General features: G+C 67.5%; 20 protein-coding genes. 3 read left to right on the top strand and 17 right to left on the bottom strand.

Features of this window, described 5'->3' with window-relative positions; genetic code table 11:
- The 11 genes from murG to ACQ3HB_RS08090 all read right to left on the bottom strand — a co-directional run bounded on the left by murG (window position 1) and on the right by ACQ3HB_RS08090 (window position 12787).
- Entirely contained in the window at window positions 1-1092 is a 1092-nt protein-coding gene (murG, locus tag ACQ3HB_RS08040; RefSeq protein ID WP_430919355.1) for an undecaprenyldiphospho-muramoylpentapeptide beta-N-acetylglucosaminyltransferase, read from the bottom strand.
- The gene (gene ftsW / locus ACQ3HB_RS08045; RefSeq protein ID WP_430919357.1) at window positions 1089-2405 is read right to left on the bottom strand and encodes a putative lipid II flippase FtsW; all 1317 of its coding nucleotides are present in this window, start codon (window positions 2403-2405) and stop codon (window positions 1089-1091) included. The genes murG and ftsW overlap by 4 nt, the downstream gene beginning before the upstream one ends.
- On the bottom strand, window positions 2383-3915 hold the full coding sequence (gene murD, locus ACQ3HB_RS08050; protein WP_430919360.1) for a UDP-N-acetylmuramoyl-L-alanine--D-glutamate ligase: 1533 nt from the start codon (window positions 3913-3915) through the stop codon (window positions 2383-2385). Before murD ends, ftsW begins: the two co-directional genes overlap by 23 nt.
- Window positions 3916-3971: 56 nt before the next feature.
- On the bottom strand, window positions 3972-5069 hold the full coding sequence (gene mraY, locus ACQ3HB_RS08055; protein WP_430919361.1) for a phospho-N-acetylmuramoyl-pentapeptide-transferase: 1098 nt from the start codon (window positions 5067-5069) through the stop codon (window positions 3972-3974).
- A complete protein-coding gene (locus ACQ3HB_RS08060) occupies window positions 5066-6478 on the bottom strand; it encodes a UDP-N-acetylmuramoyl-tripeptide--D-alanyl-D-alanine ligase (RefSeq protein WP_430919363.1) in 1413 nt (470 codons plus the stop codon). Before ACQ3HB_RS08060 ends, mraY begins: the two co-directional genes overlap by 4 nt.
- Complete coding sequence (locus tag ACQ3HB_RS08065) at window positions 6479-8023, bottom strand: Mur ligase family protein (RefSeq protein ID WP_430919364.1); 1545 nt, start codon at window positions 8021-8023, stop codon at window positions 6479-6481.
- A 27-nt stretch (window positions 8024-8050) separates the two neighbouring features.
- Window positions 8051-9826: a peptidoglycan D,D-transpeptidase FtsI family protein gene (locus ACQ3HB_RS08070; RefSeq protein ID WP_430919366.1), complete on the bottom strand. Its 1776-nt coding sequence runs from the start codon at window positions 9824-9826 to the stop codon at window positions 8051-8053.
- A 102-nt stretch (window positions 9827-9928) separates the two neighbouring features.
- Window positions 9929-10525 (bottom strand): cell division protein FtsL, encoded by a 597-nt coding sequence (ftsL, locus tag ACQ3HB_RS08075; RefSeq protein WP_430919368.1) that lies wholly within the window; start codon window positions 10523-10525, stop codon window positions 9929-9931.
- Window positions 10522-11475, bottom strand: a complete 954-nt coding sequence (gene rsmH / locus ACQ3HB_RS08080) for a 16S rRNA (cytosine(1402)-N(4))-methyltransferase RsmH (RefSeq protein ID WP_430919370.1) — start codon at window positions 11473-11475, stop codon at window positions 10522-10524. The genes ftsL and rsmH overlap by 4 nt, the downstream gene beginning before the upstream one ends.
- 102 nt (window positions 11476-11577) lie before the next feature.
- Window positions 11578-12009, bottom strand: coding sequence for a division/cell wall cluster transcriptional repressor MraZ (gene mraZ / locus ACQ3HB_RS08085; RefSeq protein ID WP_430919372.1), 432 nt, complete (start codon window positions 12007-12009; stop codon window positions 11578-11580).
- A 400-nt stretch (window positions 12010-12409) separates the two neighbouring features.
- Entirely contained in the window at window positions 12410-12787 is a 378-nt protein-coding gene (locus ACQ3HB_RS08090) for a DUF3040 domain-containing protein (RefSeq protein ID WP_430919374.1), read from the bottom strand.
- A 75-nt stretch (window positions 12788-12862) separates the two neighbouring features.
- Between ACQ3HB_RS08090 and ACQ3HB_RS08095 the strand changes: the two genes are divergently transcribed.
- On the top strand, window positions 12863-13963 hold the full coding sequence (locus ACQ3HB_RS08095; RefSeq protein ID WP_430919377.1) for a polyprenyl synthetase family protein: 1101 nt from the start codon (window positions 12863-12865) through the stop codon (window positions 13961-13963).
- A 35-nt stretch (window positions 13964-13998) separates the two neighbouring features.
- Here ACQ3HB_RS08095 and ACQ3HB_RS08100 read toward each other — a convergent pair whose 3' ends face one another.
- The gene (locus ACQ3HB_RS08100; protein ID WP_430919379.1) at window positions 13999-14340 is read right to left on the bottom strand and encodes an Rv2175c family DNA-binding protein; all 342 of its coding nucleotides are present in this window, start codon (window positions 14338-14340) and stop codon (window positions 13999-14001) included.
- Window positions 14341-14463: 123 nt separating this feature from the next.
- Between ACQ3HB_RS08100 and pknB the strand changes: the two genes are divergently transcribed.
- The gene (gene pknB, locus ACQ3HB_RS08105; protein ID WP_430919381.1) at window positions 14464-16413 is read left to right on the top strand and encodes a Stk1 family PASTA domain-containing Ser/Thr kinase; all 1950 of its coding nucleotides are present in this window, start codon (window positions 14464-14466) and stop codon (window positions 16411-16413) included.
- A gap of 170 nt (window positions 16414-16583) precedes the next feature.
- On the opposite strand, the gene ACQ3HB_RS08110 is transcribed toward pknB, so the two are convergent.
- The 3 genes from ACQ3HB_RS08110 to ACQ3HB_RS08120 form a co-directional block, all read right to left on the bottom strand.
- Window positions 16584-17915 (bottom strand): class II 3-deoxy-7-phosphoheptulonate synthase, encoded by a 1332-nt coding sequence (locus ACQ3HB_RS08110; RefSeq protein ID WP_430919428.1) that lies wholly within the window; start codon window positions 17913-17915, stop codon window positions 16584-16586.
- Between the two features lie 104 nt (window positions 17916-18019).
- Window positions 18020-18709, bottom strand: coding sequence for a lysophospholipid acyltransferase family protein (locus ACQ3HB_RS08115; protein ID WP_430919382.1), 690 nt, complete (start codon window positions 18707-18709; stop codon window positions 18020-18022).
- A 44-nt stretch (window positions 18710-18753) separates the two neighbouring features.
- Complete coding sequence (locus ACQ3HB_RS08120; protein WP_430919384.1) at window positions 18754-19707, bottom strand: ROK family glucokinase; 954 nt, start codon at window positions 19705-19707, stop codon at window positions 18754-18756.
- Window positions 19708-20036: 329 nt separating this feature from the next.
- Here ACQ3HB_RS08120 and ACQ3HB_RS08125 point away from each other — a divergent pair, with 329 nt between their 5' ends.
- Window positions 20037-21863: an AMP-dependent synthetase/ligase gene (locus tag ACQ3HB_RS08125; protein ID WP_430919386.1), complete on the top strand. Its 1827-nt coding sequence runs from the start codon at window positions 20037-20039 to the stop codon at window positions 21861-21863.
- Window positions 21864-22008: 145 nt separating this feature from the next.
- On the opposite strand, the gene def is transcribed toward ACQ3HB_RS08125, so the two are convergent.
- Window positions 22009-22500: a peptide deformylase gene (gene def, locus ACQ3HB_RS08130; RefSeq protein WP_430919388.1), complete on the bottom strand. Its 492-nt coding sequence runs from the start codon at window positions 22498-22500 to the stop codon at window positions 22009-22011.
- A 218-nt stretch (window positions 22501-22718) separates the two neighbouring features.
- Window positions 22719-26126, bottom strand: a complete 3408-nt coding sequence (locus ACQ3HB_RS08135) for a pyruvate carboxylase (RefSeq protein ID WP_430919389.1) — start codon at window positions 26124-26126, stop codon at window positions 22719-22721.
- Between the last annotated feature and the right edge of the window lie 61 nt (window positions 26127-26187).

The raw sequence follows: 26187 nt of genomic DNA on the forward strand, positions 1-26187 counted from the left end.
TCAGCGTGCAGCCGAGACGCGGGAGCCGATCGCCTCGTCGACGAGGCGGATGAGGCGCGCCGTGCCGTCGGTCACTCCGACGCTCTTGGACTGGGCGGCCATGTCGTGGACCCGCATCCGATCGCCGAGCAGGGGAACGAGGGTCGATCTGACCCAGTCCGGAACGAAACGCGCGTCATCTACCATAACCGCTCCGCCTGCACGGACGACGTCCGCGGCGTTGTAGCGCTGCTCGCCGTTGCCGACGGGGTACGGGATGTAGACGGCCGGCACGCCGACCGCGCACAACTCGCTCACGGTGGCGCTCCCGGCGCGGGAGACCGCCAGATCGGTGATTGCGAGGGCGAGTTCCATCCGCGAGCAGTAGTCGAGCACGTGGTAGTGCGGGATCCCGGGGTCGAGGGCTTCGCCGCGGGCGCCCGTGATGTGGAGGATCTGGTAGCCGGTGGCGACGAGGTCCGTCGCCGTTTCGTTGATCGTCGTGTTGAGTCGGCGAGCACCGAGCGACCCGCCCGTCACGAGGACGGTCGGACGGGACGCGTCGAGACCGAACTCCTCGACGGCGAGTGGACGCAGGGCGTCGCGGTCGAGCTGTTCGATCTCGAGGCGCAGCGGCATGCCGACGAAGCGGGCGTGGCGGATGCGCGTGTGGTGGAAGGCGACACCGACGTACGGCGTGTACCTGGCGCCCAGGCGGTTCGCGAGACCTGGCTTCGCGTTCGCCTCGTGGATCACGAGCGGGACGCGCGTGCGGCGGGCCGCGAGGTAGGCGGGGGCGGACGCGTAGCCGCCGAAACCGATGACGACGTCGACGGAGTTCGTCGTGATGATCGACGCGACCTGGGCGACCGCCGCGCGGAGACGCGATCCGAACTTCATCGCGTCGACGTTCGGGCGCCGCGGGAACGGCAGCTTCGGGATCGTGAGGAGTTCGTATCCGCGCTCGGGGACGAGCCGGGATTCGAGGCCCTCCTTGGTGCCGACCACGAGGATCGTGTCGTCCGGATTGCGGGCGCGCAGGGCGTCAGCCACCGCCAGCAGCGGGTTGACGTGCCCAGCGGTGCCGCCGCCGGCCAGGAGGTACGTGGTCATCTTGCTCCTACAGTGGTGGTCGTCGTGCGGCGGGCTGGGCGACGCCTCGCCGACGGACGGACGGGTTTGGCGCGATCACGCGCGAACGACAGCACGATGCCCATGGCGATCAGTGTCGTGAGCAGAGCGGTGCCGCCGGATGACATCAACGGTAACGGAACACCTAAGACGGGGAGGACGCCGAGCACGACACCGATGTTCACGAGCGCCTGGCCGATGATCCAGGTCATGACCGCTCCCGTCGTGACGCGGACGAACTGGTCGTCGGTCGAACGCATGATGCGGACGAACATGATCGCGAGGAAGACGAAGAGGCCGAGGACGAGGACCGCACCGATGAGCCCGAGCTCCTCACCGATGACCGCGAAGATGTAGTCGTTGGACGCCGCGGGCAGCCAGGACCACTTCGCCCTGGAGTTGCCGAGGCCGACACCGAAGATGCCGCCGTTCGCGAGGGCCCAGGTTCCGTGCAACGGCTGCCAGCAGGCGTTCTCGTAGTCGGTGCAGCCGTCCCCGAGGAACGACATGATGCGCTGCATGCGGTTGGGGCTCGTGATGGCCATGATCGCGAACAGCAGCGCGCCGCCGAGCATGGGGATCGCGAGCACCCGGAGTCTGACACCGGCGAAGTAGAGTGCCGCGAAGACGATCGCCGCCATGATCACGACGGTTCCGAGGTCACCGCCGAGGAGGACGAAGCCGATCGAGAGCCCCGCGATGGGGACGACCGGGATGAGCGCGTGCTTCCAGTCGGTCAGGCGCTCCTGCTTGACCGTGAGGATGAGCCCCAACCAGATCACGAGGGCGAGCTTGACCGCCTCGGAGGGCTGAGCCGTGAAGGAGCCGATCTCGATCCAGTTGCGGTTGCCGCCGGTCTCGATGCCGAGCGGCGTGAAGACGAGGAGTTGGAGGAACATGCCGACGAGCAGTGCCGGCCACGCCCATCGTTTCCAGAACCTGATCGGGAAACGGCTCACGATGAGCATGAGCGGCACGCCGATGAGTGCATACGTGGCCTGACGCCAGAACGCGCCGAAGTAGCCGCCTCCGTCGAGGTGGGAGTCGACGGACGACGACGAGAGCACCATCACGAGGCCGAGTCCGACGAGGAAGAGGGTGACGCCGAGCAGCAGGAAGTAGTTCGCCGACTCGGGCCGGAGGACCTTGCCGAGCGAGATCCGAGCCATCGTCACGCCGCTGGAGGCCGTCGGCTCCGTCGCTGCACCACTCGACCCGATGGGATTCGGCCCAGTGCGTTTGGCGGCTGTCCGTCCAGAAGTGCTCACGCGGTCACTGCGAGGCGGATCGGTCATCCGCCTCACCTCCAACATGCTCCTCGACGGCCGCTGCGAACAGCCGGCCCCTGTGCCCGTAGTCCGTGAACTGGTCCATCGAGGCCGCCGCTGGTGCGAGGAGGACGGTGTCCCCCGGCTGGGCGATCTCGGCGGCCCGTTCGACGGCCTCCGGCATGACGTGTTCAGTCTCCGTCGCCGTGACCTCGATCACGGTGAGGGTTGGCGCGTGTCGTGCGAATGCCTCGAGGACCTCGGTCCGATCCGCGCCGATGACGACGGCGCCGCGCAGGTGGTCCGCGTGCCGTTCCACGAGTCGATCGATCGAGACGCCCTTGAGGAGGCCGCCCACGATCCAGACGACGGAGCGGTAGGCGGCGAGGGACGCGTCCGCCGCGTGCGGGTTGGTCGCTTTGGAGTCGTCGATCCATTCGATGTCCTGCGAGCTCGCGACGACCTGGATGCGGTGCGCGTCCAGCCCGAATTCGAGCAGCGTCGCACGGACGGCCTCGACGGGGACGCCCGCGGACCGCGCCAGGGCACTCGCGGCGAGGATGTTGGCGACGATGTGCGGCGCGGACAGGCCGACGAGGGCCAGCTCGGCGACCGTCGTGAGTTCGAGGGCGCTCGTCGAACGCTCCTCGAGGAACGCGCGATCGCACAGGATGCCGTCGACGACGCCGAAATCGCTCGGTCCCGGCACGTCGAGGCCGAACCCGACGGCCCGGGCGCCGTCGACGACCTCGGCCTCCTGGACCATGCGCTCGGTGACCCGGTCGGCGCGGTTGTACACGCACGCCACACGGGTGTTCTCGTACACGACGGCCTTCGCGTCCCGGTAGGCGTCCGCGGAGCCGTGCCAGTCGAGGTGGTCGTCGGCGATGTTGAGGCAGACGCTCGAGAGCGGCGAGACCGGGCTCGGCGTGCCGTGGCGCCCGAGGTAGTGGAGCTGGTAGCTCGAGAGTTCGACGACGAAGAAGTCGAAGCCCTGCGGGTCGCGTACCGCGTCGAGGGCGGGGATGCCGATGTTGCCGCACGGCGCCGCGGTGAAACCCGCCTGGACGAGCATGGACGCCGTGAGCTGCACGGTCGTCGTCTTGCCGTTCGTCCCGGTGACGCAGATCCACTCGGCGGGCTTCCCGGTCTTGTCGCGGACGCGCCACGCCAGTTCGATGTCGCCCCACACGGCGACGCCCTGCTCTCGCGCCCACTCGAGGATGGGGTGGTCGGGGTGGAACCCGGGCGAGACGACGATGAGCTCGGGCAGGAACTCGACGAGTTCCTCCGGCACCGATCCGAGGTCGCGCTGCACGAGCCGCGCACCGATGACCTTGACGAGGTCCGCTCGTTCGTCCGCTGCTGCGCCCGCGAGCACGAGGACGTCGCTCCCGAGTTCTGTGAGCGTGTCGGCGACCGAGAAGCCGGTCACACCGAGCCCGAGCACGGCGACCCGGAGACCGGACCAGTCCGCGCGCCAACTCGTGAGCGCCGCGAGGCGTTCGGCGGTCGCCGAGGCACGCTCGTTGGACACACCTGCGCTCGAGGCACGTTCCTCCGAGGACCCTGCGCCGGACATCGACTCCCCCACTACTGACTCAACCACTCGAGGTAGAAGGTGCCGACACCCGCTGCCACGAGGAGTCCGCCGATGATCCAGAAGCGCACGACGACGGTGACTTCCGCCCAGCCCTTCAGTTCGAAGTGGTGATGGATGGGACTCATCAGGAAGATGCGTTTGCCTCGTGTGACCTTGAAGTAGGCCCGCTGCACGATGACCGAGCCGGCCTCGATGGCGAACAGGCCGCCGACCAGGACGAGGAGGAGCTCCGTGCGGCTGAGGATCGCGAGGGCTGCGATGGCGCCGCCGAGTGCGAGCGAGCCGCTGTCGCCCATGAAGATCTGCGCTGGCGAGGTGTTCCACCAGAGGAAGCCGATGAGCGCACCGACGATGGCCGTCGCGACGATCGCGAGGTCCAGCGGATCTCGGACGTCGTAGCACTTGTAGGCGACGTCGGAGTGCAGGGTCGTGCTGAAGCACGACTGGTTCGACTGCCAGAAGCCGATGATGATGTATGAGCCGATCGCGAGGATCGACGCACCGGTCGCCAGCCCGTCGAGGCCGTCCGTCACGTTGACGCCGTTCGAGGCTGCCGTGACGATGACCGAGGTCCACAGCACGTAGAGCAGCACACCGAGCGCCGGGATCCCGATCGCCATGAAGTTGATGGGCAGATCACGGATGAACGAGATGTTCGTGGTGGCGGGGGTGAATCCCGCAGTGTTCGGGAAGTTGATCGCGAGCACGGCGAAGATCGTGGCCACGATGAGCTGACCCGACACCTTCGCCCAGCCGCCGAGCCCGAGGCTCTGCTGCTTCCTGGTCTTCAAGAAGTCGTCGATGAAGCCGACGACGCCGAGTCCGACCATCATGAACAGCACGAGCAGCGCCGAGACGGTGATGTGCTCGCCGTTCACCCACATGCTCACGAAGAAGCCGACGAGCGTGCCGACGATGATGATGATGCCGCCCATCGTGGCGGTGCCGCGCTTGGTGTGGTGGCTCTGCGGGCCGTCGTCCCGGATGAACTGGCCCCAGGCCAGCCGCCGGAACAGCTTGATGAAGAGGGGGGTCAGGAAGAGTGAGAAGGCGAGCGAGATCGCTCCAGCCATCAGTAGTGCTCTCACGAGTACAGTTCTCCCAATCGATCTCCCAGGAACCGCAGACCGGCTGAGTTGGACGACTTCACGAGCACGGTGTCGCCTGCGGCGATCTCCGTTGCCAGGTAGTCGTAGGCCTCGTCGGCCGTTGCGAAGTACACGGACTCACCATCCCACGATCCCTCGTTGATGGCGGTGATGTGCATGCGGCGAGCCTCAGGACCGACGACGACGAGCCGACCGATGCCGAGCCTGACGACCTGCAGGCCGATGCGGTCGTGCTCCTCCCCCGCCCAATCGCCGAGTTCGCTCATGGCGCCGAGGACGGCGATCGTGCGGCTGCCCGTACGGGCAATCTGCGCGAGCGTGCGGATGGCGGCAGACATCGAGTCCGGACTCGCGTTGTAGGCGTCATTGATGATCGAGACGTCGTCGCGGCCGCCCATGAGCTCCATGCGCCACCGTTCGGCGCGGCTGACGCTCTCGAGCGCTTCGACGATCGTTGTGAGCGGCACGCCGAGCGTGTACGCGGATGCTGCGGCGGCGAGGGCGTTCATGACATGGTGCTCGCCGAGGACCCGGAAGCGCACGTCGGCCTGCTCGCCGTTCGGGAGATGGATCGTGAAGCGGGTGCCGGTCGCGTCGGCTTCGACGGCGGAGGCACGGACGTCGGCACGGTCGTCGAGACCGAACCAGAGCACCCGGGCCTTCGTCGCTCCGGCCATTCCTGCGACGCGGCTGTCGTCGATGTTGAGGATGGCGACGTCGTCCGGATCGAGGTCGGAGACCATCTCGGTCTTCGCCGTGACGGTCGCCTCGATGCCGCCGAACTCGCCGGCGTGCGCCAGGCCCACCTTGAGGACGACGCCGATGTCCGGCTTGGCCATGCGGATGAGGCGTGCGATCTCGCCGATGCCGCTCGCGCCCATCTCGGCGACGAGGAACTCGGTCTGCTCGGTGACGCGGAGCATCGTGATGGGTGCGCCGACCTCGTTGTTGAAGGAGCCCTTCGGGCTGACCGTGTTCCCCACGCGCTCGAGCACGGCGGCGAGGAGGTTCTTGGTCGTCGTCTTGCCGTTCGAGCCGGTGATGCCCACGATGCGCAACGCCCCGCGCGCACGGATCCGACGGATCGACTCGGTCGCGAGGGCGCCGAGCGCGACGACGGAGTCCGCGACCACGATCTGCGGGATGTCGAAGGCGAGCGGGCGCTCCACGATGAGGAGCGCCGCCCCACGTTCGACGGCCTGACCGGCGAAGAGGTGTCCGTCGGTCTCCTCACCCGGCTTGGCGACGAAGACGTCACCCGCGCCGATCAGCCGCGAATCCGTGTCGACGAGCCCGGACACGACGTTCTCCGGCGTGGCGCCGGACGCGCCGAGCACCAATCCGCCGTCGATCGCGTCGGCGATCTCCTGCAACGTGAGCCCGATCATCTACAGCCACCCGGCCTCTCGCAGTGCCTGTTTGGAATCCTCACGGGCCGAGTACGGGATCTTGACCCCGGCGACCTCGTGGTAGTCCTCGTGGCCGGGACCGGCGTAGAGGATGACATCGCCTTCGACGGCCAGAGCGAGCGCGGCGCGGAACGCCGTCGCGGGGTCTGCGACCTCGTGCAGCTCGCGTTCCGGAACCGCGGCGCGGGCGGCGTCGAGGAGCACCCGGCGGATCGAGGCAGGGTCCTCTGATCGCGGGTGGAAGTCCGTCACGACGACGACGTCGGATCCACGGGCGGCGATGGCCCCCATGTCGACGCGCTTGGTCGTGTCCCGGTCGCCGTCGGCGCCGAAGACCATGATGATCCGTCCTTCGGTGACGGAGCGGATGGCTTCGAGCGTCTTCAGGAAGGCGTCCGGGCTGTGGCCGTAGTCGATGTAGACGACGGGCCCGCGGTCGCCGCTGATGCGTTCCGCTCGTCCCGGGATGTACGCGTCGATGCCGCCGTCGCGTTCGAGCGCCTGAGCGATCATGTCGAACTCGATGCCGGTTTCGACGAGCATCACGATGGCGAGCGCGGCGTTGGCGGCCATGAACCACCCGAGGAGCGGAACGCTCGTCTCGAGCACGCGGTCCTCCGGGCCCTCCAGACGGAAGCTCGTGGACGTGCTCGACTCGCTGAGCATCGTCATGCGCCAGTCGGCCTCGACGCCCTCGACGGTCGTGAGCGTGGCGAGCGGGATGCGGCTCTCATGCGTGAGGCGCCTCCCCCACTCGGAGTCGACCGTGACGACGCCGCGACGGGCGCGCTCTGGTTCGAAGAGCTCGCGCTTGGCGGAGAAGTACTCCTCGAAGTCGGCGTAGTCGTCGAGGTGGTCATGGCTGAGGTTCGTGAACCCGACGACGTCGAAGACGATGCCGTCGATGCGGTGACGGGTGAGCGCCTGCGCCGAGACCTCGATCGCGACGGCGCGCACCTCGGACTCGCGCATGCGGGCGAGGAGGGCGTGCAGTTCACTCGCCTCCGGAGTCGTGAGCGAACTCGTGACCGCGACGTCGCCGATGCGACGCTCGGCGGTGGAGCTCAGGCCGGACACGATGCCGAGCTGGCCGAGGATCCCGTTCAGCAGATACACGGCGCTCGTCTTGCCGTTCGTGCCGGTGACGCCGAACAGCGTCGGCGGCTCCTCCGCCGTGCGGTACACCCACGCCGCGACGTGGCCGAGCACAGCGCGCGGGTCGGCGACGACGACGATCGGCAGCCCGCTCTCGGCCGCCAGTTCACGGCCGGCCTCGTTCGTGAGGACGGCGACGGCGCCCCGGTCTCGGGCTTCCGCGGTGTAGCTCGCTCCATGTGCCCGGACACCGGGCATGCCGATGTAGAGATCTCCTGGCTCGACGGCCGAGGAGCTCAGGCTCACTCCGCTCACCTCGACACCGTCGGCGTTCCCGACCACGGTGAGGTCGAAATCGGCGACAAGCTGTGAGAGTGCGCGGTGCTGGGGATGCTCCGGCCGAAGGCTTATCGGGCCCTGACTAGTCAACTGAGCCCATCCTTCGTTTCATTGCTCTTAATAATCCAACGGCAGATCGGTCGCCGTGGTGGTTGATGGCTGCACGCCCCTGGTCTTCAACACCTGGGTCATCACGTCCCGGAAGAGCGGGGCGGCGGCAGCAGATGTATTCATCTTAACCGGGTCGGCCAGGTTCACCGAAACGACGTACTGCGGGGCCTCCGCCGGAGCGTATCCCGCGATCGACACGAGGTAGCTGTGGCTGTACCCGCCGTCGCCGTCCGGCTGCTGTGCGGTACCGGTCTTCATGGCCACTCGGTAGCCGGGGATGTCGACGAGGTTCGCGACCCAGCTGTTCTGGTCGACCATCTCGAGCATCGACGTCGTTCCGGCCGCAGCCTCCTCGGAGAAGACGCGAGTGCCCTCTGGGGTCTTCGTCTTCGTGAAGGTGCCGTCGGCGTTCTTGCAGCCCTCGACGAGCTGGACGGGCATGCGCACGCCGCCGTTCGCAACGGTCTGGTAGAGGCTCGCGCCCTGGATCGCGGTCGTGGAGAAGCCCTGGCCGAACATCGTCGTGTAGTGGGTCTGGTTGTCCCAGTCCTGGTAGTCGTTCATGATGCCGCCGGACTCCCCGGGGAAGCCGACCTCGGTCTTCTTGGTCTGACCGTCCTTCTCGAAGTAGTCGTAGCGCGTCTTGGGCGAGAGCAGTTCACCGAACTGCGACATGCCCGTGTTGGACGACTGCACGAGGACGCCGGTGAGCGTCAACCGGAGGTCGCCGTGTCGGTCGCTGTCATTGATGTCCGCGCCGTTGGCCGGTTTAATCCGGTACGGCGCGACGACCTGGTCGTTGGGGTGGGCTGCGCCCTGGTCGAGCAGCGCGGCCGCCGTGATGGTCTTGTAGGTCGAGCCCGGCTCGAACGGCGCCTGGAAGGCGCGCGAACCGCGGTCGTCGGCGTCGGAGGCGCCGACGTTGCCCGGGTCGACGGTCGGGTAGTCGGCGACGGCGAGCAGCTTGCCGGTCTTGACCTCCATGACTGTGACGACGCCCCAGCTCGCGCCGGTCGCCTGCGCCTGTGCGGCGAGGGCCTGCTGGGCGAACCACTGCAGGTTGGCATCGATCGTGAGGACGACGTCGCCGCCGTTCTTGGCCTGGTCGGTCACGAGCGTTCCGGGCAACGGAACGCCGTCCCGACTCTTCTCGTACGTCTGGGTGCCGTCGTGGCCGGCGAGGCAGGAGTTCTCCTTGAGCTCGATGCCGGCCTGGGCCTCGCCCTCGGAGCCGACGAAGCCGACGAGATTGCCCGCGACGGCGCCGTTCGGGTAGACGCGGCTCGGGTCGGGCTTGAAGTACAGCCACGGGATGTCGAGTGCGTCCAGGGCCTTGAGCTGCTCCGCGGTGATCGACTTCGCGACCTCCGCGTAGTCGGAGTCCTTGTTGATCGCGAGGGCGTCGGTGATGATCGCGACGATGGCGGGCCCGGGCTGGCCGATGACGGCGCCGATCTCGGCGCCGGCCTCGTCGAGGCTGATCGTGTTCTCTTTGCCGTCGACCGTGCGCTCGAACGGCCCTGCGTCCTTCGGGGACAACTGCACGTTGTACCGGAGGACGGCGGTCGCGAGCACTTCGCCGTTGGCGTCGAGGATGCTCCCCCTGGTGGAGAGGATGGCCGCGTTCGAGACCTCGGTCTTCGTGAGCGACTCGGCCGTGAGCTCGCTCGCCCGCACGACCTGGATGTCGACGAGTCGGACGACGAAGAGCCCAACGATGAGCGACACCGCCAGGACCGAGGCGGCCAACCGCCGCTTGGTGGACTTGGTGTGACTCACCACGATACGTTCCCCTTCGCCGGGCCTGCTGCTGGTTTGAGCGCCGTCGCCGGCGTCGGGGTCGTCGTCATCGAGTCGTTGTCATCGTGTCATCGAGTCGTGCGGCTATCGCGTGGTCGGCGACGGCAACCCGTCCTGCAACGCTACGGGCCCCTGTTCGCCTCCGGCGGGCGGCACGCTGGCGTTCGCCGGATCGGTGCCGGCCGGCTTGTCCGCGGAGACGAGCGGCAGGCCGGCCGTCTGCGAGTTCGGGACGAGCGACGCGTCGAAGATGGGGCTCGTCGATGCCTCCGCGGGCGTCGGGACGCCGAGGATGGCTCCGTCGGACAGGCGGAGGTAGCTCGGGACCGTGTTGCCGACCATGCCGAGCGCCTGAGCGTTCTCGGCCAGGTACTGCGGCGAGGAGAGTCGGTTGAGATCCTCCGTGAGCGTCGACGTGGTGCGCCCGAGCTCCTTCTGCTGGCCCTGCAGCTGCGTGATCTCGTAGGCGCCCTGGCTGAGCGAGACGCTCACGAGCAACTGTGCGCTCACGATGCCGATGACCGCCACCACGACGACGACCGCGTAGAGCGGCTTCGGCTTGGTGCGGGAACGGACACCGGCCGCGACGGCGCGGATGTCCGGCTTGCGGACGTCCTGCCGACGTCTGGGGTGGCGATCCGGGAGGAGGTCGAAATCGAGTGCTGCCGTGGCATTGCTCATGCTGGCCTCCTGAGTCGCTCCACGGCCCGCAGTCGGACCGGCTTCGATCGTGGGTTCTCGTCGATCTCCTCCGGCGTCGCCAGTTCGGCGCCGCGGACGAGCAGTTTCAGTTCAGGGCTGTGCTCCGGCAGCTCGACCGGCAGGCCGGCGGGAGCCGTGGAGGCGCTCCTCGTCTGCACTTCGCGCTTGACGATGCGGTCCTCGAGCGACTGGTAGGAGAGGACGACCATGCGCCCCCCGATGGCGAGGAGGTCGATCGCCCGCGGAATCGCGCGTTCGAGGACGGCGAGTTCGGCGTTGACCTCGATGCGGAGCGCCTGGAAGACGCGCTTGGCCGGGTGGCCGGTGCGGCGTGCGGCGGCCGGCGTCGCGCGGTCGATGAGGTCGACGAGCTGAGCCGACGTGGTCAGCGGGCTCGTCTTGCGGTCCTCGACGATACGGCGCGCGTAGCGCTGCGCGAGCTTCTCCTCGCCGTACTCCCAGAAGATGCGGCGGAGCTGCACCTCGCTGTAGGTCGCGAGGATGACCTCCGCGGTCAGTTCGCTCGTTCCGTCCATGCGCATGTCGAGCGGTGCGTCCTGCGAGTAGGAGAAACCGCGCTCGGTGCGGTCGAGCTGCATCGAGGAGACGCCGAGGTCGAAGAGGATGCCGTCGACCTCCTCGTAGCCGAGGCCTTCGACGGCTTCATCGATGTCGTCGTAGACCGCGTGGACGAGTTCGACGCGGTCGCCGAAGCGCACGAGGCGTTCTTCGGCGATGGCGAGCGCTTCGAGGTCGCGGTCGAGGCCGATGAGGGTGAGGCCGGGGAACCGCTCGAGGAGCGCCTCCGCGTGACCCGCCATGCCGAGGGTGGCGTCGACGAGGACGGCTCCGTCTCGACCGATGGCGGGGCCGAGCAGCTCGACACAACGTTCGAGCATGACTGGGGTGTGGATCTGGTCGATTCCCATATGCATTCCGGACGGCTCCTGGCTCCTGATCCCCATCCGTTCCGACCTGGCACCGGGGAAGTGTGTCAGGGCGAGGCACGGCTGGGAGTCAGAGGCCAGGCGCTAGAAGAGTCCGGGGATCACCTCCTCTGCGGTCTCGGAGAAGGCGCTCTCCTGTTCGGCGAGGTAGGTCTCCCATGCCTCGGTGTCCCAGATCTCCGCACGGCTGCCGGCGCCGATGACCGTGAGGTCACGGCCGAGGCCGGCGTACTGGCGGAGGTTCGCGGGAATGGTCACTCGGTGCTGCTTGTCGGGCGTCTCGGCACTCGCTCCGGAGAGGAAGACGCGGAGGTAGTCACGCGCCTGCTTGCTCGTCACGGGGGCCTGCCTGATCTTGTCGTGCAGCGATTCGAACTCTCGCGTGCTGAAGAGGTAGATGCAGTGCTCCTGACCGCGCGTCATGACGACGCCTCCGGCGAGTTCGTCACGGAATTTCGCGGGCAGGATGAGGCGGCCTTTTTCGTCGAGTTTGGGGGCGTGGCTACCGAGGAACATCGCCTCATCCCCCAATCGTTCTGGCCAACATCTTGGTTCTCCTCCACTTTACTCCACTTTCCCCCACTTAACCAGCGGTTTTGCGGCAATTGCGGGTCGTGTCGAGGCAACTACCCCGGAAATACAGGGATCTTGGCGGTGGAGGGAAGTGGAGGGATTTTCACCATCCGGGAGGGATTCTCAGCTTCGGGGAGGCTCACATCAGTTCCGCGGGCGTCACGGCGCGCGGAAGTCCGCCGCCGGAGGGCCGCGTGGAGGGCGAAGAGGGCACAAAAAAACGGGGCCGATCCGAAGATCGGCCCCGTTGAGGCTGTGGTGCGGGTGAGCGCTTGCGCACCCGTGGAGGGAAGTGGAGGGTCAGTGCCCCTCGGCCCGGCGGCAACTGCTCATGCCGGAGGAGCTACTCCTGGCCGTCGCCCGACTGGCGCTTGTCCCAGCGGTCGTTGAGACGGTCCATCAGACGCGTGGGCTTCGCGGAGGCACTCGCGGTGGAGCGCGGCTTCGGCGCTTCGAGCGGTGCGCGGGTCGGCTTCGTGGCGACGAGCACACCCGTCAGCATGACGGCGAATCCGACGAGGCCGATGATCGGCTGCTGCAGCACGACGCCGAGCACCAAACCGATGGCGCCGACGACTGCGATGAGCGAGCCGAGCGCGATGCCCCGGTAGCTCGGCTTGCCTTTGCCCGAACTCACCTTGGACACGAAATCGGCATCACTGCGGTAGAGGTGGCGTTCCATCTCATCGAGGAGCCGTTGCTCCTGCTCTGAAAGTGGCATCTGATTCCCCTCAAGGTCACGCGACGCGACGTAGTCGATCAAGTCTAGTCACCAATCCATGACTAGGCTAGGTGCGTGATCGAAAGTACTGAACTCGCCACCATGGTAGGCCGCGGGCTCACCGACTTTCTCTCTTCGCGCGGTTCCATTGTCGCGCAGATCGGGCCGGAGCTCTCCCCATTCCTCGACTTCTCTCGGAACTTTCTCAGTGGCGGTAAGCGCTTCCGGGCCCAGTTCTGCTTCCGCGGCTGGCAAGCCGTGTCCAGCGGCCGTCACGCGAGCGGGCCGGGCGGCCTCGACACTGTGATCGCGGCCTGCGGAGCCCTCGAACTCTTCCACGCCGCAGCGCTCGTCCACGACGACATCATCGACAACTCCGACACGCGTCGAGGCGCTCCGAGCGCCCACATGGCCTTCGCCGGCATGCATCGCGAGAAGCGCTGGCTCGGCGACCCGCAGACGTTCGGCACGGCATCGGCGACCCTCCTCGGCGACCTCCTGCTCGGCTGGAGCGACGAGATGCTCGACGACGGGCTCGACGTCCTCAAGGACCGTCTCGCGGCACGGGCCGCGCGGCAGGAGTTCAACCGCATGCGAACCGAGGTGACGGCCGGCCAGTACCTCGACATCCTCGAGGAGCGCGCGTGGCGCGACTCGACCGACGCCGAGCAGCGGCACCGTGCGGAGCGCGTCCTCATCTTCAAATCGGCGAAGTACAGCATCGAGTCGCCACTCGCCCTCGGAGCCCTCCTCGGCGGAGCGTCCGAACAGCAGCTCGAGTCGCTCCGCGCGTACGGCCTGCCGCTCGGCATCGCCTTCCAGCTGCGCGACGACCTGCTCGGCGTCTACGGCGACCCCGAGGTGACCGGCAAGCCGAGCGGCGACGACCTGCGGGAGGGCAAGCGGACGATCCTCATCGCGCTCACCCGTGAGGCCCTGCAGCCGGGCTCGCGATCGATCCTCGACGAACTGCTCGGGGATCCGGAACTCGACGAGGACCAGATCGGCCTGCTCCAGGCGACCATCCGCGACAGCGGAGCCGTCGACCGGGTCGAGAAGCTCATCCAGGACCACGTCGCGAAAGCGCTCACCGCACTCGGTGAGGCTCCGATCAACGACGACGCGAGGGCGCACCTGCGCGGACTCGCCGTCTCGGTGGCACGCCGCAACATGTGATGCGAGCCGGCCGGACCGGGTGGGGACGACTCAGCTCAGGCGAGCGCCTGGGCGACGCGACGCACTTCGGACCGACGGCCCTGACGGAGCGCCTCGATGGGAGCGATGCCGATGCTCTCCTCCGGGTTGAGCAGCCACTCCATGGCCTCGTCGTCGGAGAAGCCGGCATCGCCGAGCACCATGATCGTGCCGCGGAGGTTGTGGACCGGTTCGCCGTCCTTGATGAACGAGGACGGGACCTTCAGCACCCCGTCGACGCGGACGGCCAGCAGGTAGTGCTCCTCGAGGAGTCTCCTGACCCGGCTGACCTCGAGACCGAGTTCGGTCGTCAGATCGGGAACGGTCAACCACACGGTTTCGGAATTCTGCTCAGTCACCCTACGAGTCTGCCATGTCGGTGGGCCCGTCGTACACGCATCGCGGTCTCGTAACGATCTCGGGCGCCTGGCGCCTGCACGGGGTGTTGACAGCCGAGGCGGCCGGACGTTCCATACACTCGGATGGTGAGCAGCAACCAACAGACCGATCCCATGATCGGCCGTCTCCTGGACGGGCGATACCAGGTGCGCTCACGCATCGCGCGCGGCGGCATGGCCACGGTCTACCTCGCACACGACCTCCGGCTCGAGCGCCGAGTTGCCATCAAGGTCATGCACAGCCATCTGTCGGACGACAACACGTTCAAGGACCGGTTCATCCAGGAGGCCCGTTCTGCGGCCCGTCTGGCCAACCCGCACGTCGTGAGCGTCTTCGACCAGGGCCAGGACCTCGACATGGCGTACCTCGTCATGGAGCACCTGCCCGGCATCACACTCCGTGAACTCATCAGGGACAACGGCAAGCTCACTCCGCGTCAGGCCGCCGACATCCTCGACGCGGTGCTGTCCGGCCTCGCGGCAGCGCACCGCGCCGGGATCGTGCACCGCGACGTCAAGCCGGAGAACGTCCTCCTCGCGGACGACGGCCGCATCAAGATCGGCGACTTCGGCCTCGCACGCGCCGCAAGCGCGAACACGGCGACCGGTCAGGCCCTGCTCGGCACGATCGCCTACCTCTCCCCCGAACTCGTCACCCGCGGCCAGGCGGACACCCGCAGCGACATCTACGCGCTCGGCATCATGATGTACGAGATGCTGACGGGCGAACAGCCCTACAAGGGCGAACAGCCCATGCAGATCGCCTACCAGCACGCGAACGAATCCGTGCCGGCCCCGAGCGCCAAGAACCCCGCGGTCCCCCACGAACTCGACGAGCTCGTGTTCTGGGCCACGGAGCGGAACCCGGACGACCGTCCCTCGAGCGCCGGAATGATGCTGGAACGGCTCCGGTCGATCGAGTCGAGCCTCGGCTTCACCTCCGTCGCGACGGGCGCCCAGCCCACGATCGTGATGCCCTCCTCGTACACGGACGGCCTCGCCGAGGACGTCACGCAGGTCATCGGGCGGCAGACCAAGCCGCAGAAGCAGGTCGAACGCGCCGCCGACGACGGGCCGACGCTCCTCGCGACGAAAGCGAAGCAGCGTCGGAAGACGGGCTTCATCCTCTTCATCGCGATCCTCATGCTCACGGCACTCGCGGGCGGCACCGGCTGGTACTTCGGGTCGGGCCCGGGCTCCAAAGTGGCGATCCCGGACTTCGTCGGCGCGGATCCCGCTGCGGCCACCGCTGAGCTCACGAAGCTCGGATTCCAGCCGAAGGCCGGTGAGGTCTTCAGCCTCACGGTCCCTGCCGGCCAGGTCGCCGGAACGGACCCGGCCGCACGCATCCTCGCGGACAAGGGCTCCGTCGTCACCGTGCTCGTCTCGCAGGGACCGCAGCCCGTGACGATCCCGGCTCTGGCCGGCTTGAGCCAGACGGACGCGCAGAAGGCGATCGAGGACCTGCAGCTGAAGACGGGCACCGTCTCGGAGCAGTTCAACGCAGAGACGGCCAAGGGCATCGTCCTGTCGGCCACCGATACGACGGCTGGCGTCGACGTCTCCGGCGGCGGCGGTTCGTTCCAGGGCTCGACGGTCGACCTCCTCGTCTCGGCTGGCCCTGTCCCGGACGTGCGGAACATGTCCCCCGCGCAGGCCAAGGCCGCCCTCGAAGCGGTCGGGCTCAAGGTCGGAGCGACCGACGAGGCCTTCGACGACGACATCGCCGCCGGTCAGGTCGTCTCGGCCCACCCGAAGGTCGATGCGGACGGCAACACGGTTCCGTTCGTGCCGGGCGACAGCGTCGACCTCACCGTTTCGAAGGGCGTCGACCTCGTCGATCTCCCGGACGTCACTGGCAAGAACGTGGCGGCGGCGAAGAAGCAGCTCGAGGACGCCGGATTCGCCGTGACCGTGAAGTCGATCCTCCCCGAATCCGGGTGGTCGCTCGCGAGCATCGTCGTCACGAAGATGGACCCTGCTGCAGGCAAGGTCAAGCGCGGCTCCGCCGTCACGATCACCGCGAACTTCTAGCGCACAGCCTTCTAGCGCACAGCGACTGAGCGTTCCCGGTCACTGAGCCTGTCGAAGTGCACGGGCCACACCCTTCGACAGGCTCAGGGACCGGCGCTCAGGGACCGGCAGCACCAACCACGACGGGCCCGGGAACCGAAGTCCCCGAGCCCGTCGATCGGTTGTGCACGCTACTTCGCGACAGCGAGCTCCTCAGCCACGAGGAACGCCAGCTCGAGCGACTGCATGTGGTTCAGTCGCGGGTCGCACAGCGACTCGTAGCGCGTCGCGAGGCTCGCCTCGTCGATCTGCTCGGAACCGCCGAGGCACTCGGTGACGTCGTCGCCCGTGAGCTCCACGTGGATGCCGCCCGGGTGCGTCCCCGCAGCACGGTGTGCCTCGAAGAAGCCCTTGACCTCGTCCACGACGTCGTCGAAGCGACGCGTCTTGTACCCGGTCGGGGTCGTGAGACCGTTGCCGTGCATCGGGTCCGTGACCCACAGTGGGGTCGCATCGGCCGACTTGATGGTCTCGAGCAACGGCGGCAGGGCGTCGCGGATCTTGCCGGCGCCCATCCGCGTGATGAAGGTCAGACGACCAGGCTCGCGGTTGGGGTCGAGCTTGTCGATCAACCGCAGCATGTCGTCGCCGGACGTGGTCGGTCCGAGCTTCACACCGATGGGGTTCCGGACCCGCGACAAGAAGTCGACGTGCGCTCCGTCGAGCTCGCGCGTGCGCTCACCGATCCACACGAAGTGCGCCGACGTGTTGTACGGCGTGCCCGTGCGGGAGTCGATGCGCGTCATCGGGCGCTCGTAGTCCATGAGCAGCGCTTCGTGGCTCGAGTAGAACTCGACGCCACGCAGCTGGTCGAAGTCGGCTCCTGCCGCCTCCATGAACTTGATGGCGCGGTCGATGTCGCGAGCGAGGCCCTCGTAGCGCTGGTTGGCAGGATTCGCGGCGAAGCCACGGTTCCAGCTGTGCACCTCGCGGAGGTCCGCGAAACCGCCCTGCGTGAACGCACGGATCAGGTTGAGCGTCGAGGCTGAGGTGTGGTACCCCTTCACGAGCCGCGCCGGGTCCGCAGTGCGCGATTCCGGAGTGAAGTCGTAGCCGTTCACGATGTCGCCGCGGTACGCGGGCAGCGTGACGTCGCCGCGCGTCTCGGTGTCGCTCGAACGCGGCTTCGCGAACTGACCGGCCATGCGGCCCATCTTGACCACCGGCATCGACGCACCGTAGGTCAGGACGACGGCCATCTGCAGCACGGTCTTGACGCGGTTGCGGATCTGTTCGGCGGTCGCGCCGGCGAACGTCTCGGCGCAGTCGCCGCCCTGCAGGAGGAAGGCGTTGCCGCTCGCGGCGCGCGCGAGGCGCTCACGGAGCATGTCCACTTCACCCGCGAAGACGAGCGGAGGGAGCGTCGCGAGCTCCGCCGAAGCACGCTTGACGGCTTCGGGGTCCGGCCAGGCCGGCTGCTGCTTGATGGGCAGCTCACGCCAATAGTCCAGTCCGGCGATCACAGATTCATCTGCCAATACGACTGGTTCTGCCTGGTGGGACACGGATATCCTGTTTTTCTGCTCGAATGCGAGATGGACCGCGAGTGCGGCCCCGGTTTTTCAGCTTAGCGCCACGGCGTGACGGCTCGCTCCTTCACGCTCGTGGCGTACACGTCCTGGTATTCCTGACGGGACAGCTGGTGCAGCGCGACCATGAGTTCGTCGGTGATGCTGCGGAGGATGAAACGGTCGCCCTCCATGCCGGCGAAGCGGCTGAAGTCGAGGGGCTCGCCGAAGACGATCCCGATCCGACGGATGCGAGGGAGCTTCGTTCCGATCGGCATGACCTTCTCGGTGTCGATCATCGCGACGGGGATGATGGGCACGCCGGCCTCGAGGACCATGCGGGCGACACCCGTGCGGCCTCGGTAGAGCTTCCCGTCGGGGCTGCGCGTACCCTCCGGGTAGATCCCGAGGAACTGCTCGGCGCCGAGCACCGCGAGGCCCGTATTGAGGGACGCCTCCGACGCCTTGCCGCCCGAGCGGTCGATGGGCAGCTGGCCCGTCGCCGTCATGAAGACCCGGGTCGCCCAGCCCTTGATGCCCTTGCCCTTGAAGTACTCGCTCTTGGCGAGGAAGGAGATCTGCCTGTCCATGCAGAGCGGCAGCACGATCGAGTCGATGAAGGAGAGATGATTGCTCGCGATGATCGCCCCGCCCGTCTTCGGGAGGTGCTCGGAGCCGACCACCCAGGGACGGAAGACCGCTTTCACGATCGGCCCTGCCACGAGGTACTTCATGAACCAGTAGAACATCGTCCTCAGTCTCCCCTGAATCCAGTCTCCCCGGCACCCGTCGCTCAGGCGACCGGTCCGTGCCCTCTCGCCAGATCCGCCGCGCCGATGACACCGGCGTCGTTCACGAGCTGGGCGATGCTGAAGTCGGGCTCCGGGTGGTAGCCGCGGGCCGGGAGGTGGCGCAGGTACGCGTCGCGGACGGGGTCCAGGAGGAGTGAACCCGCCTGCGCGACACCGCCGCCGATCACGAAGATGTTCGGGTCGATGATGACGGAGTAGCTCGCGAGTGCTTCGCCCAGCTGCTCCGCGAGGAGGTTGAGGCAGGAGACCGCTCCAGGGTCGCCGGCTTCGAGGAGCGCGGAGACGTGATGTCCGTTGAGGACGCCGCCTGCGGCTTCACGCGCGTTCGCGAGGGGCGCTCCGATGCCGCCGGTGTCCGCGAGTTCGTTCGCGTAACGGAGGAGGGCCGTTCCCGAGCAGTACTGCTCGACGCAGCCCCGCATGCCGCAGCCGCACGGGAGTCCGTTCGGGATGAGGCGCATGTGGCCGAGCTCGGCGCCCGTTCCGAAGCCGCCACGGAGCAGACGGTCCTCGAGGACGATCGCACCGCCGACGCCCGTGCCGATCGTGACCATGACCATGCTGTGGAGCGTCCGTCCGGCGCCGAAGCGGAACTCGGCCCAGCCTGCGGCGTTCGCGTCGTTCTCGATGACGACCCGCTTGCCGGGGAGGCGCTCTGCGATCCGCGCCTTGAGCGGCTCGTTGCGCCAGTTGATGTTCGGCGAGTAGTAGACGGTGGAGCGCTCGGCGTCGAAGAAGCCAGGAGCTGCGATGCCGACGGCCTCGATCGTGCCGTCGTCGAGCTGTTCGACCATGCGCACGACCGTTTCGACGATCGCGTCGGCATCCGCGGCAGGCGTCGGCTGGCGATCCGCGCGAACGATGACCCCGGAGTCGTCGACCACACCACCGGCGATCTTCGTGCCGCCGATGTCGATGCCAATCGCGTGCGCCATACCTGTTCGTCTCCCGTTCGTCCGGTGCTGTGGGTCCCGTGCGTCCGACGGAGCAGGACGCTCACGATCGGCACGCCGACCCACCGTGTCGAGTGTAGTGAGACTGGCGGCGGGTCAGAAACCGAGCGCAGGGCCGTACCGTTCAGGTGCACCGCCCAGGTGCACCGATCCAGTACGTCGAACGCCAGAACTCGGGTCTCTGCCCGAATCCACAATCGTCGGCCACCGGTGGCCGAGCGCCGTTGAGGATTCCCACCGCACCGGGCCAGGGGAAACAGGGTGACCTAAGATGGGAGGAATACCCTCACCCAGGTACCGAAGGAGTTGCCGTGGACCAGTTCGACGTACCCGCTGTCGTTGCAGCAGACCCAAACGCCAACACGACCGATCTCCTCGTGAAGCGCCTCGCCGCCACCCCGAACGCACCGCTCTTCGCGGTCCCTCGCGGTCAGGATTGGCAGGACATCTCGACGGCCGAGTTCCACCGGCAGGTGATCGCCCTTGCGAAGGGCCTCGTCGCGGCCGGCATCGAGCCCGGCGACAAGATCGGCCTGATGTGCAAGACCCGCTACGAGTGGACGCTCATCGACTTCGCCACCTGGTTCGCCGGCGCCGTCCTCGTGCCGATCTACGAGACGAGCTCCCCGAGCCAGGTCCAGTGGATCCTCGGTGACTCAGGAGCGACCTCGGTCATCCTCGAGACCCCGGACCACTTCGCCAAGTTCGACGAGGTGCACGGTGACCTCCCCCTCGTCGACCAGGTGTGGCAGATCGACCTCGGCGACCTCACGAAGCTCACGGAGCAGGGCGTCGAGGTCCCCGACGAGGAGATCGAACGCCGTCGCAACCTCGCGGTCGGCTCCGACATCGCCACACTCATCTACACCTCCGGTTCGACCGGCCGTCCCAAGGGCTGTGTGCTCACGCACTCGAACTTCGTCGAACTGTCGCGGAACTCCGGCGTCGCGCTCAAGGAGGTCGTCTCCGTCCCAGGAGCCTCGACGCTCCTCTTCATCACCACCGCACACGTCTTCGCGCGGTTCATCTCCGTCCTGTGCGTGCACACGGGGGTGAAGACGGGCCACCAGCCGGACACGAAGCAGCTCCTCCCCTCGCTCGGCACCTTCAAGCCCACCTTCCTCCTCGCAGTCCCCCGCGTGTTCGAGAAGGTCTACAACTCCTCGGAGCAGAAGGCGGAGGCCGGCGGTAAGGGCAAGATCTTCCGCAAGGCGGCCGACACGGCCATCGAGTACTCGAAGGCCCTCGAGACCGGCAATGTCCCGTTCGGCCTCAAGCTGCGGTTCGCGCTCTTCGACAAGCTCGTCTTCTCGAAGATCAAGACGGCGATGGGCGGCCGCGTGCAGTACGCCGTCTCCGGATCCGCCCCGCTCGGTGCTCGTCTCGGCCACTTCTTCCACGCGCTCGGCATCGTCATCCTCGAGGGCTACGGGCTCACGGAGTCGACGGCACCCGCCACGGTGAACCTCGCGAAGAAGTCGAAGATCGGCACGGTCGGTCCCGCACTCCCCGGCGTCTCCATCCGACTCGCCGAGGACGGCGAGATCGAGCTCAAGGGGATCAACATCTTCAAGGAGTACTGGAAGAACCCCGAGGCGACCGCTGAAGCCTTCAACGAGGGCTGGTTCCGTACGGGCGACCTCGGCAGCTTCGACTCGGACGGCTTCCTCACGATCACCGGTCGCAAGAAGGAGATCATCGTCACGGCGGGCGGGAAGAACGTCATCCCCGCTGCGCTCGAGGACCCGATCCGTGCGAACCCGGTCATCGGTCAGGTCGTCGTCGTCGGCGACCAGAAGCCGTTCATCGCCGCTCTCGTGACCCTCGACCCGGACATGCTGCCCACCTGGCTCGCGAACAACGGTCAGGACGGGTCGCTCACGATGGAGCAGGCCGCCGAGAACCCGGCCGTCCTCGCCGAGATCCAGCGGGCGATCGACGTCGCGAACACGAAGGTGTCGCGTGCGGAGTCGATCAGGAAGTTCGTCATCCTGAAGTCAGAACTGACCGAGGCGAGCGGTCACCTGACGCCGAAGCTCAGCGTCAAGCGGAACATCATCGTGAAGGACTTCGCGGACACGATCGACAGCATGTACCTCGGAGCTCCAGCGACGCAGGGCATCTCGCTCTCGCACTGAGCTCTCGCACTGAGCTCGCTCACCGAGACGGCTCACGGAACTCGTGCGCCGAACGACGAAACGGCGTCCCTCGCGGGGCGCCGTTTCGTCGTGCAGGTGCTGTTGCTTCGCGCAGCACGTGAGCCTGCTCAGCAGGTGATCCCGCTCAGAACCAGTCGCTCTCGCGGATCTGCTTCATCGCTTCCTTGCGGTTCTCGCGAGACAGTCGATCGATGTAGAGCGTCCCGGCGAGGTGATCCGTCTCGTGCTGCAGCGCCTGCGCGAGGAGGCCCGTCCCTTCGAGGACGACGGGCTTGCCGTCGAGGTCGATGCCCGTCGCACGAGCGTAGGGGTAGCGCGGGGTCGGGAACCAGAGGCCGGGGACGGACAAGCAGCCTTCGCCGATCTCTTCGAGCTCACCGCTCGTCTCGACGATGACCGGGTTGATCAGGTAGCCGACCTCACCGTCGACGTTGTAGCTGAACACACGCAGGTTGACGCCGATCTGCGATGCGGCGACTCCGGCGCGCCCCGGCAGACGAACGCTGTCGACGAGGTCCTGGACGAGTCCCCGGACTCCGTCGTCGATGCCCGCGACTTCGGCGGATTCGGCTTTCAGTACGGGATCACCGAACAGTCGGATGGCACGTGTCGCCACGGTGGTTCCTTTCACAGGGGTCGACTCACAGGGTCGTCGAGTCGTCGGCTTTCATCGTAATTCCTCGCGCACAGACGCCCGGACCGGATCAGATCGATCGGGTCCGGGCGTCCGGTGGAGTGCTGTCCAGTGCGCTGGCGTCAGTTCGTCAGCACACGAGCGTCAGCACACGAGCGTCAGCACACGAGCGTCAGCACACGACCGTCACCAGGTGGGCGTCAGCTCGCGGGCGTGACGACCACGAGGAGATCGCCGGCCTCGACCTGCTGGGTCGTGGGGATCGCGAGACGTTCGACGACACCGGCGACCGGCGAGGTGATCGCCGCTTCCATCTTCATGGCCTCGATCGACGCGACGGGCGCTCCGGCCTCGACCGTGTCACCCGCTGCAACCTTGACCGTGACGACACCGGAGAACGGGGCCGCGACGTGTCCGGGCTTGCCCGAGTCCGCCTTCTCGGCGGCCTTCGAGTCGACCTGGATGCTGCGGTCGCGGACGAAGACGGGACGCAACTGGCCGTTGAGGGTCGTCATGACGGTCCGCATGCCCTTGTCGTCGGCTGCACCGATCGCTTCGAGACCGGCGAACAGACGAACGCCCTTGTCGATCTCGACGACGTGCTCGACGCCGGGCTCGAGGCCGTACAGGTAGTCGGCCGTGTCGACGACCGAGAGGTCGCCGTAGGTCTCGCGACCCTGCTCGAACTGCTTCGTCGGCTCCGCGAAGAGCAGACGGTTGAGCGTGCGGCGGCGCGTCGTGGAGTCCGCGTCCAGCGCGGCCTGGTCCTCGGCGCTGATCGGCTTGATGCCGATGTCGACCGTTCGGCCCGCGAGGACCTTCGAACGGAACGGTTCCGGCCAGCCGCCGGGCAGTTCGCCCAGCTCGCCCGCCATGAAGCCGACGACCGAATCCGGGATGTCGTACTTGCCCGGGTTCGCTTCGAAGTCGGCCGGGTCGGCCTTGACCGCTGCGAGGTGCAGGGCCAGGTCGCCGACGACCTTGCTCGAGGGGGTGACCTTCGGCAGGCGACCGAGGATGCGGTCGGCTGCTGCGTAGAGGTCCTCGATGAGCTCGAAGTCGTCCGCGAGGCCGAGCGCGATGGCCTGCTGGCGAAGGTTCGACAGCTGGCCGCCGGGGATCTCGTGCGTGTACACGCGTCCCGTCGGGCCGGCGAGACCGGACTCGAAGGGCGCGTACAGGTGACGCACGGACTCCCAGTACGGCTCGAGGTCGGCGATCGCCTCGAGCGAGATGCCCGTGTCGCGGTCGGTGTGCGCGAGCGCTGCGACGAGCGACGATGCAGAAGGCTGGCTCGTGGTGCCCGCCATCGGTGCGCTCGCGACGTCGACCGCGTCCGCTCCGGCGTTGGACGCTGCGAGGAGCGTCGCCAGCTGGCCGCCAGGCGTGTCGTGCGTGTGCAGGTGGACCGGGAGGTCGAACCGCTCGCGGAAGGCCTCCACGAGCTTCGCTGCAGCGCTCGGACGCAGGAGACCGGCCATGTCCTTGATCGCGAGGACATGGGCGCCGGCTTCGACGATGCGCTCCGCGAGGCGGAGGTAGTAGTCGAGCGTGTACAGCTCCTCTGCCGGGTTCAGCAGATCGCCGGTGTAGCAGACGGCGACCTCGGCGATCGTGGTGCCGGTCTCGAGGACCGCGTCGATCGCAGGACGCATCTGCGAGACGTCGTTCAGGGCGTCGAAGATGCGGAAGATGTCGATGCCCGTCGCAGCCGCTTCGCTCACGAACGCGTTCGTGACCTCGGTCGGGTACGGCGTGTACCCCACCGTGTTGCGACCGCGGAGGAGCATCTGCAGGTTGATGTTCGGGATCGCCTCACGCAGCGAGGCGAGCCGCTCCCACGGGTCCTCGTTCAGGAAGCGCAGCGCGACGTCGTACGTCGCCCCGCCCCATGCCTCGACCGAGAGCAGTTCCGGCGTCATGCGGGCGACGTAGGGCGCGACGGCCAGGAGGTCCTTGCTCCGCACTCGCGTGGCGAGCAGCGACTGGTGGGCGTCGCGGAACGTCGTCTCCGTGACGGCGAGGGCCTTCTGTGCGCGCAGGGCGTCCGCGAAGCCCTTCGGTCCGAGCTCCAGGAGCCGCTGGCGCGAGCCGGACGGCGCAGGCGCACCGAGATCGATCGACGGCAGCTTCGCCTCGGGGCTCGCACCGGCTGGACGCGCTCCGTTCGGCTGGTTGACCGTGACATCGGCCAGCCAGTTCATGATCTTCGTACCGCGGTCCTTGGACACGTGGCCGCGGAGCAGCTGGGGGCGCTCGTCGATGAACGAGGTGCTGAGATCGCCCGCGACGAACGACTCGTCCTCGAGGACGGCCTGCAGGAACGGGATGTTCGTGGACACGCCACGGATCCGGAACTCGGCGAGAGCACGCTTGGCACGCGTCACGGCCGCTTCGAAGGTGCGTCCGCGGCAGGTGAGCTTCGCGAGCATCGAGTCGAAGTGCGGGCTGATCTGCGCTCCAGCGCTGACGGTTCCGCCATCGAGGCGGATGCCGCCGCCACCCGGCGAGCGGTAGGTCGTGATCTTGCCGGTGTCCGGGCGGAAGCCAGCGGTCGGGTCCTCCGTGGTGATGCGGCACTGCAGCGCGAAACCGCGCAGGTGCAGCTGGTCCTGCGTGAGCCCGAGATCGCTGAGCGACTCCCCCGCCGCAATGCGCATCTGCGACTGCACGAGGTCGACGTCCGTGACCTCTTCCGTCACGGTGTGCTCGACCTGGATGCGCGGGTTCATCTCGATGAACACGTGCTGGCCCTTGCGCTCACCGGCGGTGTCGAGCAGGAACTCGACGGTTCCGGCGTTGACGTAGCCGATCGACTTCGCGAATGCGATCGCGTCGCGGTACATGGCCTGACGGGTGTCCTCGTCGAGGTTCGGCGCCGGGGCAATCTCGACGACCTTCTGGTGACGGCGCTGCACGGAGCAGTCGCGCTCGAAGAGGTGGACGGTCTCACCGTCGGCGCTCGCGAGGATCTGCACTTCGATGTGCCGGGGGCGTACGACGGCCTGTTCGAGGAACATCGTCGGGTCGCCGAACGCACTGTCGGCCTCGCGCATGGCGGCTTCGAGCGCCTCGCGGAGGTCTTCCTGCTTCTCGACACGCCGCATGCCGCGTCCGCCGCCGCCGGCGACGGCCTTCGCGAAGATGGGGAATCCGATCTCGGCCGCACCCGCGAGGAGTTCCTCGATGTCGCGGCTCGCAGGAGTCGACTTCAGGACCGGGACGCCTGCGGCGATCGCGTGCTCCTTCGCCGTGACCTTGTTGCCGGCCATCTCGAGCACCTTGGACGGCGGACCGATGAAGGTGATGCCGTTGGCCCGAGCGGCCTCCGCCAGTTCCGGATTTTCCGAAAGGAATCCGTAACCAGGGTAAATGGCGTCAGCGCCAGACTCGAGCGCGACGCGAATGATCTCGTCCACATCGAGGTAGGCACGGACGGGATGACCCTCCGTGCCGATCTGATAGGCCTCATCGGCCTTCAAACGGTGCATCGAATTACGGTCCTCATACGGGAACACCGCAACCGTTTTCGCACCCAGCTCATACGCGGCGCGGAACGCACGAATGGCGATCTCACCACGATTGGCGACAAGAATCTTCCGGAACATGGAGCCCTTCCCACAACTGCCAACTCAGCAAACGTTGAGATTCCCTAGCCTAGTCAAGGTA

Origin of the sequence: Plantibacter lichenum, assembly GCF_050587525.1 — a bacterium.
Classification (GTDB): Bacteria; Actinomycetota; Actinomycetes; order Actinomycetales; family Microbacteriaceae; genus Plantibacter.